This is a genomic window from Bradyrhizobium sp. 134 (assembly GCF_023074155.1).
In the GTDB taxonomy this organism is placed as follows: Bacteria; Pseudomonadota; Alphaproteobacteria; order Rhizobiales; family Xanthobacteraceae; genus Bradyrhizobium.
On the sequence record NZ_JADPKX010000069.1, the window covers coordinates 244,771 to 260,800 of the forward strand.

Below are 16,030 nucleotides of genomic sequence, written 5' to 3' on the forward strand. Positions count from 1 at the left end.
CTTGGTTGCGCCTCGCAGGTCAGTGGTGAGGCGGCCGAACAATCGCTTGAGTGCATTGCGACAGCATTGCGGGCTGCATGCCGATTGCGTCAATTCTCCCGGACGGGCGGCAGTGAAATCCTGAAGCACGCGCCGCCGATCGCTGCGTCCGCGACCGAGATGTGGCCACCATGCAGGAGCACGATCTCGCGCACCATGTTGAGGCCGAGACCGGCACCGCGATCGAGCGGTGTCAGCCGGTAGAACGGCTCGAATATTTGTTCGCGCTGATCGGCCGGAATGCCGGCGCCTTCGTCCGTGACCTCGATGCTCGCGGGCCTGCTGATACGAATGCCGATGGTGCCGCGGCGAGGGCCGTGCTGGATCGCATTCTGCACGAGGTTGGTCAGCGCGCGCTCCAGCGCCGCCGCATCGCCGATCGTTTCGACCGGCGTGAAGGGGGCGTCGAGCGCCAGCTCGTAGCCGGCGGCAATGGCCAGCGGCGCGAGATCTGCGGCCGCGCTTTGCGCGATTGCGACGAGGTCGACGCGCGTGAAGGGATGACCGCAGCGATCGAGCCGCTGAATGTCCAGCAATTGCTCGGCAAGTGTCGCCAGCCGCGCGGAATCCTCCAGCAGCCGGATCTTGTCCGGCCCCGCTGGAAGCGACTCCAGCCGCGTGTTCAGGATTGCGATCGGCGTGCGCAACTCGTGTGCGGCATCTGCGACGAAGCGCTTGTGGCGGGCATAGCCCTGGTCTAGCCGCGCCAGCGCGTCGTTGACCGCAGTCACGAGCGGCACGACCTCCAGCGGAATCCGGTCCAGCGACAGCCGCGCGCCGCGTTGATGGATGTCGATGTGCCGCGCCTGGTCCGCCGTCGCATCGAGCGCCTCGAAGGCGCGCCGCACGATCATCGGCGTCGCAATGAACGTCGCCGTTCCCATGAGGAGCAGGCCGGGCAGGGCGATGCCCAGCAATGCAAGCGAGGTCATGAACAACGCCTTGGCGCCGGTGAGCTTGCCTTGTGTCGCCGTGATGATTTGCACATTGCCGGCGTCGGTATCGACCCGCTTCAGCCGCGCCGGGGCCTTGCGCGGATCGTCCTCGAACAGCTGCCAGCCGAGCCGGGCCTGGCTGATCTGGTCGAGGCCGCTGCCGATGGCGGCGAATTCGGCCGGCACGGCGCCTTCGCTGAGCGAATGTCCCTGCCTGTCGCGGACCAGGAACCAGAGATCGGGGGTCTCGCTGCGCAATTGTTTCAGCTCGGTCGTCGACCGCAGGACCAGGTCGCCTTGCGCGTCGCGTCCGAGCGCGCGCCGGACGATATCGATCACCCGATCTTCGTCGCGCCCGGCGAGCACGAACCCCGATACGCTCAACGCCCCGACGATGACGGCAACGAGCGCCGTGAGCAGCACCGCCTGGAGCGACAGCAGGCGCCAGCTCAGCCGCGAGCGCAGGCAATAGGGATCGTGGTGCTTGCTCATGGTAGCTTCTTCAAGAGATAGCCGACGCCGCGGATGCCATGGATCTCCACGTGCGCATCGGCTTCCGAGAGTTTGCGGCGCAGGCGCGACACATGCGTATCGAGCGCATTCGACTGGATCTCGTCGTCGAAACTGTAGACGGCTTCTTCCAGCGCGGAGCGCAGCACGGTCCGGCCCATGCGGCGGACCAGGGCTTCCAGCACGAGGAGCTCGCGCCGCGGCAGCTCGAGCGGAGCCCCGTCGATGCTTGCCTCGCGATGGCCGAAATCGAAGGCGAGGCGGCCGGCGTGCATGATGTCGGGATGCAGCCCGGCGGGCCGGCGCAGCACGGCGCGCAGCCGCGCCAGCAATTCCTCCACCGCGAACGGCTTTGACAGATAATCATCCGCTCCGCAGTCGAGCCCGGCGACCCGGTCGGCGAGTTCGCCGCGCGCCGTCAACACGATGATCGGTACGCCGTCGGCGCGTGCCCTGAGTTTCGGGATCAGGGTGAGACCGTCGCCATCGGGAAGCTGGCGATCGAGCAGGACGGCGGCGTGGACGTCGGCAGAAATGGCCTCTTCCGCCTCGGCGAGCGTGGGGGCGTGGTCCACGACCATGTCGTAGCGCTTCAGCGCCGACGCCAGCGCGTCGGCCATTTCGGCCTCGTCCTCGACGAGCAAAATCCGCATGATCCGCACCTCAACCTCAATCGCGTCAATCTAGCGGGCGTATCATTGCGGCAGCATTGCGGGAACCGGCTCTCCATGAAGCGGCTTTGAGCGGACCTTAGCCATGCGCGGAACGCCACAGGGGGCGGCCGAGCGGGCCTCAAGACACCGTCAGGGCCAGCCGATATAACCGCCGGACCTGATCAGGGAGGAACAAGAATGATCTACGAAATGCGCATCTATCGCTGCGTGCCCGGCCGCCTGCCGGCACTGCTCAAGCGGTTCGAGACCGTCACGCTGAAGGTGTGGGAAAAGCACGGCATCAAGCAGGCCGGGTTTTTTACGACCCTGATCGGTGAATCCAACCAGGAGCTGACCTATTTCCTGGCCTGGGAGTCGCTCGCCGAGCGCGAGAAGAAGTGGGCCGCCTTCATGACCGATCCGGACTGGATGAAAGGGCGGGCCGAGAGCGAGGCGGACGGCCAGATCGTCGGCAACATCGTCAGCCAGATCCTGGCGCCGACCGCCTTCTCGGCGGTGAAGTAGAGGGTGCCGGCGCGAGGCTTCGCGGGGGCTTGAGCGCAACCCTGATATTCTGGGAGCCCAGGCCGAATGGGGTTGATCCGCCCTTCATCGCGGCTATGGTCGCGCCGCAACGAGGGATTTGCCTTGAGCTCTTCGACGTCAGCGGCGCCGGTCGTCACCATTGGCAAGGTCAAATTCGGCAATGATCTGCCGATCTCGATCATTGCCGGGCCGTGTCAGCTCGAAAGCCGCCAGCATGCGCTGGAGGTGGCCTCCGCGCTGCAGGAGATCGCCGCGCGGCTGCAGATCGGCCTCGTCTACAAGACCTCGTTCGACAAGGCCAATCGCACCAGCGCGTCGGCTGCGCGTGGTCTCGGGCTTGCCCAGTCGCTGCCGATCTTCGCCGAAATCCGATCGTCGCTCGGCCTGCCGGTTCTGACCGACGTGCATGACGCCGCGCAGTGCGCCGATGTGGCGCAGGCCGTGGACATCCTGCAGATCCCCGCCTTCCTGTGTCGCCAGACCGATCTGTTGCTGGCGGCCGCCGCAACCGGCAAGGTCGTCAACGTCAAGAAGGGCCAGTTTCTCGCGCCCTGGGACATGGCCAATGTCGTGTCCAAGATCACGAGCGCGAATAATCCGAACGTGCTCGTCACTGAACGCGGTGCCTCCTTCGGCTACAACACGCTGGTCTCCGACATGCGCGCCTTACCGATCCTGGCGCGGACCACCGGCGCCCCCGTGATCTTCGACGCCACTCACTCGGTGCAACAGCCGGGCGGGAAGGGGACGTCTTCCGGGGGCGAGCGCGAATTCGTGCCGGTGCTCGCACGCGCAGCCGTTGCCGTCGGTGTTGCCGGTGTCTTCATCGAGACCCATCCCGACCCTGATAACGCGCCGTCCGACGGACCCAACATGGTGCCGCTGCGCGAATTCGAGGCGCTGATCCGAAAGCTGATGGCGTTCGACGCGCTCGCCAAAGATTCCACCAAAGCCGATCCGCACTGATGCAGGAAGGCGCAGCGCGGCCGCACGATCACGGCCTGCCGGCCGCGCTCTACGTCATCTCCGGTGCAAGCTTCGCCGCAGCGCTCTCCGCGCGCGCGCTCGATCCGGTGCTGCCGCACGTCGCCGAGGATTTTGGCGTCAGCATCGCGACCGCTGCCGGCTTTGCCGCGGTGTTCGCCTTCACCTTCTCGATCATCCAGCCGATCGTCGGCGCCGCCGCCGATCTGTTCGGCAAGACGCGGCTGATGATCGGCTGCCTCGCGCTGCTCGGCCTTGCCAACATCCTGGGCTCACTCTCGACCTCATTCTCGGTTCTGTTCGCGACCCGTATCCTCGCCGGCATCGGCTCCGGTGGCGTGTTTCCGGTGGCGCTCAGCCTGACCAGCGATCTCGTCGGTCCGGAGAAACGCCAGGTCGCGATCAGCCGCACGCTTGCGGGCGCGATGACCGGCAATCTCCTCGGCGCCTCGGCCTCCGGCCTGATCGGCGATTTCCTCGGCTGGCGCGGCGTGCTGGCGGTGCTCGGCGTGCTCGTGATCGTTGCGTCGATCGCGGTCGCCGCCGGTTTTCGTGGCGCCAAGGTCAAGCATCCGCCGAAGACGAGCCTGGCGGCGCTGAAGGCCGGCTATCGCACCATCTTCACCAACCCGAACGCCTATGTCTGTTATGCGGCGGTGTTCATCGAAGGCTGCTGTGTGCTCGGCCTGTTTCCCTACATCGCCTCGTTCCTGTTCGAGCTCGGGCAGACCTCGCTCTCGATCGCGGGTCTCGTCATCGCGGGCTTTGCGGTCGGCGGCTTGTTCTACACCCTGACGGTGTCGCGCCTGCTGCCATGGCTGGGCATGAAGGGAATGATGATCGCGGGCATGACACTGGTGGCCTCGCAGCTCGTTGTCGTCGCCTTTGGCCTACGCTGGGAAGTGCAGGCGCTCAATCTCATCGTGATGGGCTGGGGCTTCTACATCGCCCATGGCTGCCTTCAGATGTTTGCCAGCGAGCTCTCGGTCGAGGCGCGCGCGACCGCGCTGTCGCTGCATTCGTTCTTCTTCTTCATGGGGCAGACGGTCGGGCCGCTCGCCTATGGCCTTGGCCTCCAGCATGGCGGCAAGATGCCGACGCTGTTCGCGAGCGCTGCGATCATGGTCGCGCTCGGTTTCGTGTGCGCCCGGTTGCTCAAGCAGCGCGCGCCATCCGACGCGCGCTGAGGCCTGGACACGAGAGAGAGCTCAGCCCCGCCCGCGATAAGGCGCGACGCCCTGCTCGGGCACCCACAATCCCTTCGGCGCACGGCCGGTCTGCCAGAACACGTCGATCGGGATGCCGCCGCGCGGATACCAGTAGCCGCCGATGCGCAGGAACTTCGGCTTGATCTCGCTCGCGATGCGCTTGCCGATCATGACGGTGCAGTCCTCGTGGAAGGCGCCGTGATTGCGGAAGCTCGCGATGTAGAGTTTGAGCGACTTCGACTCCAGCAACCATTGGCCGGGGGCGTAGTCGATCATCAGATGTGCGAAATCCGGCTGTCCCGTGACCGGGCAGAGCGAGGTGAATTCCGGCACGGTGAAGCGTACCAGATAATCGGTGCCGCCTTGCGGATTGGGCACGCGGTCGAGCTTGGCTTTTTCGGGCGCATCCGGCCATTCCACGGCGCGGCCAAGCTGCAGGGCAGCTGAATCCGAGCTTGAGTTGTTCGATTTGCTGGGCTTTTTCGACATCAGGCCGCCTCCGTGGCGCCCTCTTAGCCAATCATCGTGCGGCCGTCACCCGGCCTTTTCCGCTTCGATGCATTGCGGTAGAAGCACCCCAACTGACTGCTTAGTCCCCCGAAAAGAGGCCCTCATGACCGCCATCATCGACATCATCGGACGCGAAATCCTGGATAGCCGGGGCAATCCCACCGTCGAGGTCGACGTCGTGCTGGAAGATGGCGCGCTTGGCCGTGCTGCCGTGCCGTCCGGCGCCTCCACCGGCGCCCACGAGGCGGTGGAACTGCGCGACGGCGACAAGGCCCGCTATCTCGGCAAGGGCGTCACCAAGGCGGTCGGCGCCGTCAACGGCGAGATCTTCGAGGCGCTGAACGGCCTCGATGTCGAGCAGCAGGCCCAGCTCGACCAGATCATGATCGACCTCGACGGCACGCCGAACAAGAGCCGGCTGGGAGCCAACGCCATTCTCGGCGTCTCGCTCGCCTGCGCCAAGGCGGCTGCGAACTCGCTCGACATGCCGCTGTACCGTTACGTCGGCGGCACCTCGGCGCGTCTCTTGCCGGTGCCGATGATGAACATCATCAATGGCGGCATGCACGCCGACAACCCGATCGACTTCCAGGAATTCATGATCCTGCCGGTTGGCGCGTCTTCCTTTGCCGAGGGCCTGCGCTACGGCGCCGAGGTCTTCCACACCCTGAAGTCGGAGCTGAAGAAGGCCGGCCACAACACCAATGTCGGCGACGAGGGCGGCTTTGCCCCGAACCTGCCGTCGGCGGACGCCGCGCTCGAATTCGTCATGAACGCGATCGGCAAGGCCGGTTACAAGGCGGGCTCCGACATCGTCATTGGGCTCGACTGCGCCTCGACCGAGTTCTTCAAGGACGGCAAATACGTCTACGAAGGCGAGGGCAAGACCCGCTCGATCTCCGAGCAGGCCAAGTACCTTGCCGACCTCGTCTCGCGCTATCCGATCGTGACCATCGAGGACGGCATGTCGGAAGACGACATGGACGGCTGGAAAGAGCTGACCGACCTCGTCGGCAAGAAGTGCCAGCTCGTCGGCGACGATCTCTTCGTCACCAACGTCAAGCGCCTTGCCGAAGGCATCAAGGCCGGACGGGCCAACTCGATCCTGATCAAGGTCAACCAGATCGGCACGCTGACCGAGACGCTCGCCGCCGTCGAGATGGCGCACAAGGCCGGCTACACCTCGGTGATGTCGCACCGCTCCGGCGAGACCGAGGATTCCACCATCGCCGACCTCGCGGTCGCCACCAATTGCGGACAGATCAAGACCGGCTCCCTTGCACGCTCCGATCGCACCGCCAAATACAACCAGCTCCTGCGCATCGAGCAGCAGCTCGGCAAGCAGGCGCTCTACGGCGGCAAGGCGGCACTGAAGGCTCTGGCATAAGCCAGCGGTCGGACAAAAACAGGGGAGGATCGACATGAGCGACGGCAAAAACGGCCTGCAACTGCGTTCGCTGATCAAGAAGAGCGGCGAGCTCGAAATCTCGCTGCTCGACGTGCCGACCCCCGAACCCGCCGCGGACGAGGTCGTCGTCCGCGTTGAGGCGGCGCCGATCAACCCGTCCGACCTCGGGCTCCTGATCGGCGCGGCCGACATGAGCACGGCAAAGGCTTCGGGCGACAAGGGCGCTCCCGTCATCACCGCGAAGGTGCCGGAAGGCGCGATGCGGGCGATGGCAGGCCGGCTCGACGAGTCCATGCCGGTTGGTAACGAAGGTGCGGGAGTCGTGATCAGGACCGGCTCGTCGGATGCCGCCAAGGCCCTGATGGGCAAGACCGTCGCCATGATCGGCGGCGCGATGTATACGCAGTATCGCACGCTGAAAGTACGCGAGTGCCTGCCGCTGCCCGAGGGCACCACGCCGGCCGAAGGGGCCTCCTGCTTCGTCAATCCGCTGACCGCGCTCGGCATGACCGAGACCATGCGACGCGAGGGTCACAAGGCGCTGGTGCACACTGCGGCCGCATCCAATCTCGGCCAGATGCTGAACAAGATCTGCATCAAGGACGGCATCCCGCTGGTCAACATCGTGCGCAGCAAGGAGCAGGCCGACATCCTGCACAAGATCGGCGCCAAATATGTCGTCGATTCCACCGCGCCGAGCTTCCTCGGCGATCTCACCAATGCGCTGGTCGAGACCGGCGCCACCATCGCCTTCGATGCCATCGGCGGCGGCAAGCTCGCCGGCGACATCCTCAACTGCATGGAAGTCGCGATCAACAAGACCGCGAAGGAATACAGCCGCTATGGCTCCAACGTGCACAAGCAGGTCTACGTCTATGGCGCGCTCGATGTTCGCCCGATCGAGCTGCCGCGCGGCTTCGGCATGGCCTGGGGCGTCGGCGGCTGGCTGCTGTTTCCGTTTCTGATGAAGATCGGGCAGGCGGACGGGGCTAGGCTGCGCCAGCGCGTCGTCGACGAACTGAAGACCACGTTTGCCAGCCACTACACCAAGGTGGTGTCGCTTTCGGAGGCGCTCGATCCCGCCAATATCGCGGTCTACGCCAAACGCGCCACCGGCGAAAAATTCCTCATCAACCCAAATAAATAATCGTGATGTGCAAGGGCACGTCACCAAAAGAAGGTCTTGTCTAAAGAAGGACTTGTCTAAAGAAGGTCTTGCCTTCTGAGCGAAGCGGGAGATTATTCCGCCGCCATTGAAAGCGGACAAAACCGCAAGGCGCGCTCAGAAGGGGACCTCTCCATGACCGATCTCAACCGCCGCCATTTGCTCGCAGGCGCCGCCGCCCTCGGTGCGGCGGCCGTGACCAAGCTTGGACCGACCGCCGCCAATGCCGCGGTGCCGCAAGCCGGCACGCAGGCGCCGGGCTTCTACCGCTATAAGGTCGGCAGCTACGAGTGCACCTCGATCAATGACGGCGCGCGCACTTTCCCGATGCCGGACAAGTTCGTCGTCAACGCGCCGAAGGAGGAAGCGCTGGCCGCGGGCGAGGCGGCCTACATGCCGAAGGGCATGGTCACGGTGCCGTTCAACCCGCAGCTCATCAACACCGGCTCCAAGCTCGTGCTGATCGATACCGGCAACGGTGTCGCCAATCTGGAGTCCAGCAAGGGCGCCGTCGGCCGCACTCTGCAGAACCTCCAGGCCGCCGGCATCGACCCCAAGAGCATCGACGTCGTGCTGCTCTCGCATCTGCATCCCGACCACACCAACGGCATTCGTCTCGCCGACGGCGCGCTTGCCTTCCCCAATGCGGAGATCATGGTGCCGGGCAAGGACTGGGAGTTCTGGACCAGCGAGGACAACGCCGCCAAGGCCGAGTCCAACGCGATGATGAAGAACTACTTCGCCAACGTGAAGAAGACCTTTGCCGGCCTCGAATCCAAGGTGACGAAATACGAGTGGGGCAAGGAGGTCGCGCCGGGCATCACGTCGATCGCGACGCCCGGCCACACCCCCGGGCACACCTCGTTCGCGGTCGCCTCGGGCGATGCTAAGGTGCTGATCCAGTCCGACGTCACCAACATCCCAGAGTTCTTCCTGCGCAATCCGGACTGGCATGTGATGTTCGACACCGATGCTGCGCTGGCGCAGGAGACCCGCCACAAATTCTACGACATGGCGGCAGCCGAAAAGGCGACCGTGATCGGCTTCCACTTCACCTTCCCCTCGGTCGGCCATGTCGAGAAGGACGGCGCCAAATATCGCCTGATCCCGTCGGCGTGGAATCCGACGATCTGAGCCGGTTTGCAGATTTGTGCCGAGGAGTCAGGCCGCCACTTGGCGGCCTGATTGTTTGGGCAACCGTTCAGAAACCCAGCGTTTCCAAATCCGACCGGTCCATGCACTTGCATCCATCACTCGGGACCGCTTAAGTGCCGCCCCGGCACTCCCGCTGAAGATTTCGAGGACACTCCATGGCCTACAATATCGTCACGATCGCCGGCAGCCTGCGCAAGGACAGCTTCTCGCTGAAGATCGCTCATGCGCTCGCCAAGCTCGCGCCGGCTTCGCTCAAGCTCGAGGTCATCACGCCGGCCGGCATCTCGTTCTTCAACCAGGACCTCGAGGGCGCGCCGCCGGCCGACTGGCTGTCTTTTCGCGAAAAGATCCAGAAGTCGGACGGCGTCATCTTCGTCACGCCGGAATACAATCGCGCGATCCCGGGCGTGCTGAAGAACGCCATCGACGTCGCCTCGCGGCCCTATGGCAAGAGCTCGTTCAACGGCAAGCCGGTCGGCATCGTCGCGAACTCGCCGGGTCCGCTCGGCGGCGTCAGCGCCGCCAAGACGCTGCAGAACATCCTGCCGGGCATTTCCGGTCCGATCCTGCAGCAGCCGGAGGCTTATCTGAACGGGGTGGGCGACGCCTTCGACGCCGACGGCAATCTGACGAAGGAGTCCCTGAAGCCCGTGCTCCAGGCCTATATCGACGCGTTTGCGGTGCACGTGGCGAAGCACCACGGCTGAGGCGCGATTCTCAGGACTTCGTCATGGCCGGGCAAAAGCGCGAAGCGCGTCTTCGCGCTAGATGTCCCGGCCATCCACGTGCTCGCTAAATTGACGAAGAACGTGGATGCCCGGCACAAGGCCGGGCATGACGGCTAAGTCAGGCACGGGAACGCGATGCGGGCGGGGGCAATTAGCACGCCCTTAACCAACCTGTCCCATCTTCCCAGGATGGTCTCCCGCGCGCGCCTGAAATCGATCCTGACCGGTCTTGCCCTCTATGCGATGGCGGCCGCCATCGTCGGCTATTTCGGCGTCAACGCCTATACCGGCAAATACGGCCTCAACGCCCGCCAGGAGCTCGACCAGGAGATCGTGGCGCTGACGAGCGAGCTTGCCCAGCTCAAGCGCGAGCGTGCCAGGAGCGAGCAGCGCGTTTCGCTGCTGCGCTCCGCGAAGATCGACCCCGACATGCTGGACGAGCGGGCGCGCTTCCAGCTCGACTACGTCAATCCGCGCGATCTCGTCCGGACGATCCCGGCGAACTGACAACTCTTCCGAAAGTTGAAGGCCTCCAAGTTGAAGGCCTCTAAGTTGAAGGCCTGGAACCGGACTGCCGTCTTGACGGCAGCGCCGCAACCGGCTCATGGCTTCCATCATCATGGCCAGGGTTGACGCAGATCAACCGGGCCGTGCCGGCACCGTCTAGATTGCCACCCGGAGGAAACAGTGATGAATGGGCAATCCCCCCGGCATCACGCTGCCCGTGTCGAGGCCGCCATTACGTCAGGCCAGGCGGCACGCTCGTCGCTCGTGGCCTCGTGGCGCCGTTCATCCAGATTGCATCGTCTTGATCCCGCCGGCCGTAGCTCGCCGAACCGGCTGAGCGAAGCCGAGCTGCACCGCGCGCGGGAGCGCGTCGCGCCGCTGCTCGCCGCCGCGCGGGGTGCGATGGACCGGCTCCATCAGGCGGTCGGCGCCAGCGGCTGCTGCGTGCTGCTTGCGGACGGCGAGGGCGTGCCAGTCGATCGCCGCGGCAGCCCGGCGGACGATGCGACATTTCAGTCCTGGGGCCTCTGGACCGGCGCGCTCTGGAGCGAGGAGCATGAGGGCACCAACGGCATCGGCACCTGCCTCGTCGAGCAGCGTCCGCTGACGATCGACCGCGATCAGCATTTCTTCACCCGCAACACGCTTCTGAGCTGCACCGCCGTTCCGATCTACGACCATGAGGCTGCGTTCGCGGGCGTGCTCGACGTCTCCTCCTGCCGCGCCGACCGCACCGACGTGTTTTCCAGTCTGATCGCGCTCGCGGCCGGTGAGGCGGCCAGGCGTATCGAGGCCGATCTGTTTCGCAGGGCCTTCGCCCATGCCCGCATCGTGCTGACGCAAGCTGCGGACGGCCAGTGCGGCGGCCTCGTTGCGGTCGATGCGGACGATCTCGTGATCGGCGCCACCCGGTCCGCCCGAGCGGGACTCGGGATTGCGCCCGGCCGGGCGTTGCAGCCGATGCCTGCCGCCGATCTCCTCGGCGGCGACACCGCGCGCGACCATCTTGCCGGCGGTCAGCGCGCAGTGTTGCAGCGGGCGCTCCTGCGTGCGGGCGGCAATGTCTCGGCGGCCGCCAAGGCCCTCGGCGTCAGCCGCGCCACGCTGCACAGAAAACTCAAGCGGTTCGAGCTGAACGCGCATTGAGCTGCTGGTAGATCCTCATGGTGAGGAGACCGCGAAGCGGTCGTCTCGAACCACAAGATGCCCTGCTGTCACCCCAGCCATCCTTCGAGACGCGCGCAAGAGCGCGCTCCTCAGGATGAGGTCAGTATGTGCGGCGGCGTCATTACGTGCGGCGGCACGACGTGCAGCCTCGTCACCTGTCGCAGAACTGCGACAGGTCGGCTCCGTCATCGCTCCTATCAGGGCTGACAGAAGACGCCTCCCGCGACATCGTCGGCGCAAGTCGCGACCACGCGACGAATTGCGCAAACAGCAAACATCGGGAGCGATCAATGAACAAGGTAGAATTCCTCAGCGTCACCAAAATTCCCTTCGCCGAACGTTACGACAATTTCATCGGCGGCAAATTCGTCGCGCCGATCTCCGGCAAGTATTTCGACAACGCCTCGCCGGTGACAGGCCAGATCGTCTGCAAGATCGCGCGCTCCGACGCGCAGGACGTCGAGGCAGCGCTCGACGCAGCGCATGCCGCGAAGGCCGCTTGGGGCCGCACCAGCGTCGCCGAGCGCGCCGCGATGCTGAACCGGATCGCCGACCGCATGGAAGACAATCTCGAGCGTCTCGCCATCGCCGAGACCTGGGACAACGGCAAGCCGATCCGCGAGACCCGCGCAGCGGACATCCCGCTGGCCATCGACCACTTCCGCTATTTCGCCGGCGCCATCCGTGCCCAGGAAGGCTCGATCGGCGAGATCGATCACGACACCGTTGCCTACCATTTCCACGAACCGCTCGGCGTGGTCGGCCAGATCATCCCCTGGAACTTCCCGCTGCTGATGGCCTGCTGGAAGCTCGCGCCCGCGCTCGCCGCCGGCAATTGCGTCGTGCTCAAGCCGGCCGAGCAGACCCCGGCCTCGATCATGGTCTGGGCCGAGATCATCGGCGACATTCTGCCGCCCGGCGTCCTCAACATCGTCAACGGCTTTGGTCTGGAAGCCGGCAAGCCGCTCGCGTCCAGCCCGCGCATCGCCAAGATCGCCTTCACCGGCGAGACCACGACGGGCCGGCTGATCATGCAATATGCCAGCCAGAACCTCATTCCCGTCACGCTCGAGCTCGGCGGCAAGTCGCCCAACATCTTCTTCAGCGACGTCATCGCCGAAGACGACGATTTCTTCGACAAGGCGATCGAAGGTTTCGTCATGTTCGCGCTGAATCAGGGTGAGGTCTGCACCTGTCCGAGCCGAGCGCTGGTCCATGCCGACATCTATGACCGCTTCATGGATCGGGCGCTGAAGCGCGTCGCCGCGATCAAGCAGGGCGATCCGCGCGCGGCCGACACCATGATCGGCGCGCAGGCTTCCGGCGAGCAACTCGCAAAAATCCTCTCCTACATCGACATCGGCAAGCAGGAGGGAGCCAAGGTGCTGGCCGGCGGTGGACGCGCCGAGCTCGGCGGCGATCTCGCCGGCGGCTTCTACGTCCAGCCGACCGTGTTCGAGGGCCACAACAAGATGCGCGTCTTCCAGGAGGAGATCTTCGGCCCCGTCGTTTCTGTCACGACCTTCAAGAACGACGAGGAGGCGCTCGAGATCGCCAACGACACGCCCTACGGCCTGGGGGCCGGCGTCTGGAGCCGCGACGCCAACCGCTGCTATCGCTTCGGCCGGGCAATCCAGGCCGGCCGGGTCTGGACCAACTGCTACCATGCCTATCCCGCGCATGCGGCCTTCGGCGGCTATAAGCAGTCGGGCGTCGGGCGCGAGACCCACAAGATGATGCTCGATCACTACCAGCAGACCAAGAACCTGCTGGTCAGCTACAGCCCCAAGAAGCTGGGCTTCTTCTGATCGGACGGAAGTGGGCGGCGCCGCTTCGGCGTCGCCCACTCCAAACGGCGGGACTTTATCGGCTCGACGCTTTTTGATGAGGTCACGAATCTGCGCGTGCGGCGACCGTGTCGATTTGTTGCCCGATCCGCGTCAAAGATTTTGCAATATTACGATCACGTTGCAGTGCGGCATAATGAAAGTCGTGCCATGCCGCCGCGGTGCTTTCCAAGGGCATTTGACTTGGGTTAGAGAGGGCTGAAGTTTTCTCTGACCCGGAATTCCCATGGCCGCACCCAAGAAAGCCGCCGCAAGCACTGCACAGGACAAGACCGACGGCGGTTCGCCCCCGGAATTCACCAGAGAGCAGGAGCTCAAGGCGCTCCGCGACATGCTCCTGATCCGGCGGTTCGAGGAAAAGGCCGGCCAGCTCTACGGCATGGGCGCGATCGGCGGCTTCTGCCACCTTTATATCGGCCAAGAGGCCGTGGTGGTCGGGATGCAGATGGCCCTGAAGCCGGGCGACCAGGTCATCACCGGCTATCGCGATCACGGCCATATGCTCGCCACCGGCATGGAGGCCAACGGCGTCATGGCCGAGCTCACCGGCCGTCGCGGCGGCTATTCCAAGGGCAAGGGCGGCTCCATGCACATGTTCAGCAAGGAGAAGCACTTTTACGGCGGCCACGGCATCGTCGGCGCCCAGGTCTCGCTCGGCACCGGGCTCGCTTTCGCCAATCACTATCGCGACAACGACAATGTCAGCGTCACCTATTTCGGCGACGGTGCGGCCAACCAGGGCCAGGTCTATGAGAGCTTCAACATGGCGGAGCTCTGGAAGCTGCCGGTGATCTACGTGATCGAGAACAACCGCTACGCCATGGGCACTTCGGTCTCGCGCGCCTCGGCGCAGCAGGATTTCTCCAAGCGCGGCGCTTCCTTCAACATTCCCGGCCAGCAGGTCGACGGCATGGACGTCCGTGCCGTCAAGGCCGCCGGCGACGAGGCGGCGGCCTGGTGCCGCGCCGGCAAGGGCCCCTTCATCCTGGAGATGCAGACCTACCGCTACCGCGGCCACTCGATGTCCGATCCCGCAAAGTACAGATCGCGCGAGGAGGTCGAAAAAGTCCGCCACGACCAGGATCCGATCGAGCAGGTGCGCAACCGCCTATTGGCCGCCAAGGTCAGCGAGCAGGATCTGAAGGCGATCGATGCCGAGGTGCGCGACATCGTCAACGCGTCCGCCGATTTCGCCCAGCATGATCCCGAGCCGGATGCCGCCGAGCTCTGGACCGATATTTACCGCTGAACGCGCGCAAGCTTTCTTTTGGAGTCGATATGCCAATTCAAGTGCTGATGCCCGCGTTGTCGCCCACTATGGAGAAGGGCAACCTCTCCAAATGGCTGAAAAAAGAGGGTGAGACGATCAAGTCCGGCGACGTCATCGCCGAGATCGAGACCGACAAGGCGACCATGGAGGTCGAGGCGACCGATGAAGGTACGCTCGGCAAGATCCTGATCCCCGAGGGCACCGCCGACGTGGCCGTGAACACGCCGATCGCAACGATTCTCGCCGATGGTGAGAGTGCCGCCGATCTCGCCAAGGCGCCCGCGCCTGCCCAGCAGCAGAAGGCTGCCGAATCCGCAGCTCCTGCCGCCGCGAAGGCCGAGGCTCCAGCTCCCAAAGCTGCGCCGGCGCCGCAGGCCGTCGCAGAACCCGACCCGGAAGTGCCCGCCGGCACCGAGATGGTGACGCAGACCATCCGCGAAGCCCTGCGCGATGCCATGGCAGAAGAAATGCGCCGCGACGCCGACGTCTTCGTGATGGGCGAAGAGGTCGCCGAGTACCAAGGCGCCTACAAGGTGACCCAAGGGCTGCTTCAGGAGTTCGGCGCCAAGCGCGTCATCGACACGCCGATCACCGAGCACGGCTTTGCCGGCATCGGCGTCGGCGCTGCGATGAGCGGTTTGAAGCCGATCGTCGAGTTCATGACCTTCAACTTCGCCATGCAGGCGATCGACCAGATCATCAACTCCGCGGCCAAGACGCTCTACATGTCCGGCGGCCAGATGGGCTGCTCGATCGTGTTCCGCGGGCCCAACGGCGCTGCTTCCCGCGTGGCCGCTCAGCACAGCCAGGATTATTCGTCCTGGTATTCGAACGTCCCGGGCCTCAAGGTCGTCGCGCCGTTCTCGGCCGCTGATTACAAGGGCCTACTCAAGGCTGCGATCCGCGATCCCAATCCGGTGATCTTCCTCGAGAACGAGATGCTCTACGGTCACACCGGCGAGGTGCCGAAGCTCGATGACTTCGTGATTCCGATCGGCAAGGCGCGCATCGTGCGTTCCGGCAGCCATGTCACGATCATCTCGTGGTCGAACGGCATGAGCTACGCGCTGAAAGCCGCCGACGAACTCGCCAAGGACGGCATCGAGGCCGAGGTGATCGACCTGCGCACGCTGCGTCCGATGGACACCGAGACCATCATCAACTCCGTCAAGAAGACGGGACGTGCCGTCACGGTGGAAGAGGGCTGGGCCCAGAGCGGCGTCGGCGCCGAGATCGCCGCGCGGATCATGGAGCATGCCTTCGACTATCTGGATGCGCCTGTAACCCGCGTCTCCGGCAAGGACGTGCCGATGCCCTATGCCGCGAACCTGGAAAAGCTCGCGCTGCCTTCGGCTGCCGAAGTGGTCGAGGCCGCCAAAGCCGTCTGCTACAGGTAGA

15 protein-coding genes are annotated in these 16,030 nt (G+C 64.8%); 12 read left to right on the plus strand and 3 right to left on the minus strand.

Features of this window, described 5'->3' with window-relative positions:
- Nucleotides 1-89: 89 nt before the first annotated feature.
- A complete protein-coding gene (locus IVA75_RS26300; protein WP_247289651.1) occupies nt 90-1,466 on the minus strand; it encodes a HAMP domain-containing sensor histidine kinase in 1,377 nt (458 codons plus the stop codon).
- A complete protein-coding gene (locus IVA75_RS26305; RefSeq protein ID WP_027567114.1) occupies nt 1,463-2,137 on the minus strand; it encodes a response regulator transcription factor in 675 nt (224 codons plus the stop codon). The genes IVA75_RS26300 and IVA75_RS26305 overlap by 4 nt, the downstream gene beginning before the upstream one ends.
- A 198-nt stretch (nt 2,138-2,335) precedes the next feature.
- Between IVA75_RS26305 and IVA75_RS26310 the strand changes: the two genes are divergently transcribed.
- From IVA75_RS26310 to IVA75_RS26320, 3 genes are all read left to right on the plus strand, one after another.
- On the plus strand, nt 2,336-2,662 hold the full coding sequence (locus IVA75_RS26310; RefSeq protein WP_007610789.1) for an NIPSNAP family protein: 327 nt from the start codon (nt 2,336-2,338) through the stop codon (nt 2,660-2,662).
- Nucleotides 2,663-2,785: 123 nt separating this feature from the next.
- Nucleotides 2,786-3,649, plus strand: a complete 864-nt coding sequence (gene kdsA / locus IVA75_RS26315; protein WP_247289653.1) for a 3-deoxy-8-phosphooctulonate synthase — start codon at nt 2,786-2,788, stop codon at nt 3,647-3,649.
- On the plus strand, nt 3,649-4,854 hold the full coding sequence (locus IVA75_RS26320; protein ID WP_247289655.1) for an MFS transporter: 1,206 nt from the start codon (nt 3,649-3,651) through the stop codon (nt 4,852-4,854). The genes kdsA and IVA75_RS26320 overlap by 1 nt, the downstream gene beginning before the upstream one ends.
- Before the next feature lie 21 nt (nt 4,855-4,875).
- Here the strand turns inward: IVA75_RS26320 and queF are convergent, their stop codons facing one another.
- Complete coding sequence (gene queF, locus IVA75_RS26325) at nt 4,876-5,364, minus strand: preQ(1) synthase (protein ID WP_247289657.1); 489 nt, start codon at nt 5,362-5,364, stop codon at nt 4,876-4,878.
- 124 nt (nt 5,365-5,488) lie between these two features.
- On the opposite strand from queF, the gene eno reads away from it, so the two are divergent.
- The 9 genes from eno to IVA75_RS26370 all read left to right on the plus strand — a co-directional run bounded on the left by eno (nt 5,489) and on the right by IVA75_RS26370 (nt 16,029).
- On the plus strand, nt 5,489-6,772 hold the full coding sequence (eno, locus tag IVA75_RS26330) for a phosphopyruvate hydratase (protein WP_027567111.1): 1,284 nt from the start codon (nt 5,489-5,491) through the stop codon (nt 6,770-6,772).
- Between the two features lie 34 nt (nt 6,773-6,806).
- Entirely contained in the window at nt 6,807-7,940 is a 1,134-nt protein-coding gene (locus IVA75_RS26335) for a zinc-binding dehydrogenase (RefSeq protein WP_027518151.1), read from the plus strand.
- Between the two features lie 153 nt (nt 7,941-8,093).
- A complete protein-coding gene (locus tag IVA75_RS26340; protein ID WP_247289659.1) occupies nt 8,094-9,092 on the plus strand; it encodes an MBL fold metallo-hydrolase in 999 nt (332 codons plus the stop codon).
- A 176-nt stretch (nt 9,093-9,268) separates the two neighbouring features.
- Nucleotides 9,269-9,820 (plus strand): NADPH-dependent FMN reductase, encoded by a 552-nt coding sequence (locus IVA75_RS26345; protein ID WP_027567108.1) that lies wholly within the window; start codon nt 9,269-9,271, stop codon nt 9,818-9,820.
- A gap of 210 nt (nt 9,821-10,030) precedes the next feature.
- Complete coding sequence (locus IVA75_RS26350) at nt 10,031-10,348, plus strand: septum formation initiator family protein (protein WP_007590617.1); 318 nt, start codon at nt 10,031-10,033, stop codon at nt 10,346-10,348.
- A gap of 183 nt (nt 10,349-10,531) precedes the next feature.
- The gene (locus tag IVA75_RS26355) at nt 10,532-11,494 is read left to right on the plus strand and encodes a GAF domain-containing protein (protein WP_027567107.1); all 963 of its coding nucleotides are present in this window, start codon (nt 10,532-10,534) and stop codon (nt 11,492-11,494) included.
- A gap of 311 nt (nt 11,495-11,805) precedes the next feature.
- Nucleotides 11,806-13,323: an aldehyde dehydrogenase gene (gene adh, locus IVA75_RS26360; protein ID WP_247289661.1), complete on the plus strand. Its 1,518-nt coding sequence runs from the start codon at nt 11,806-11,808 to the stop codon at nt 13,321-13,323.
- Between the two features lie 265 nt (nt 13,324-13,588).
- Entirely contained in the window at nt 13,589-14,611 is a 1,023-nt protein-coding gene (pdhA, locus tag IVA75_RS26365) for a pyruvate dehydrogenase (acetyl-transferring) E1 component subunit alpha (protein WP_247289663.1), read from the plus strand.
- Between the two features lie 29 nt (nt 14,612-14,640).
- A complete protein-coding gene (locus tag IVA75_RS26370; RefSeq protein WP_247289664.1) occupies nt 14,641-16,029 on the plus strand; it encodes a pyruvate dehydrogenase complex E1 component subunit beta in 1,389 nt (462 codons plus the stop codon).
- Nucleotide 16,030: the final 1 nt, after the last annotated feature.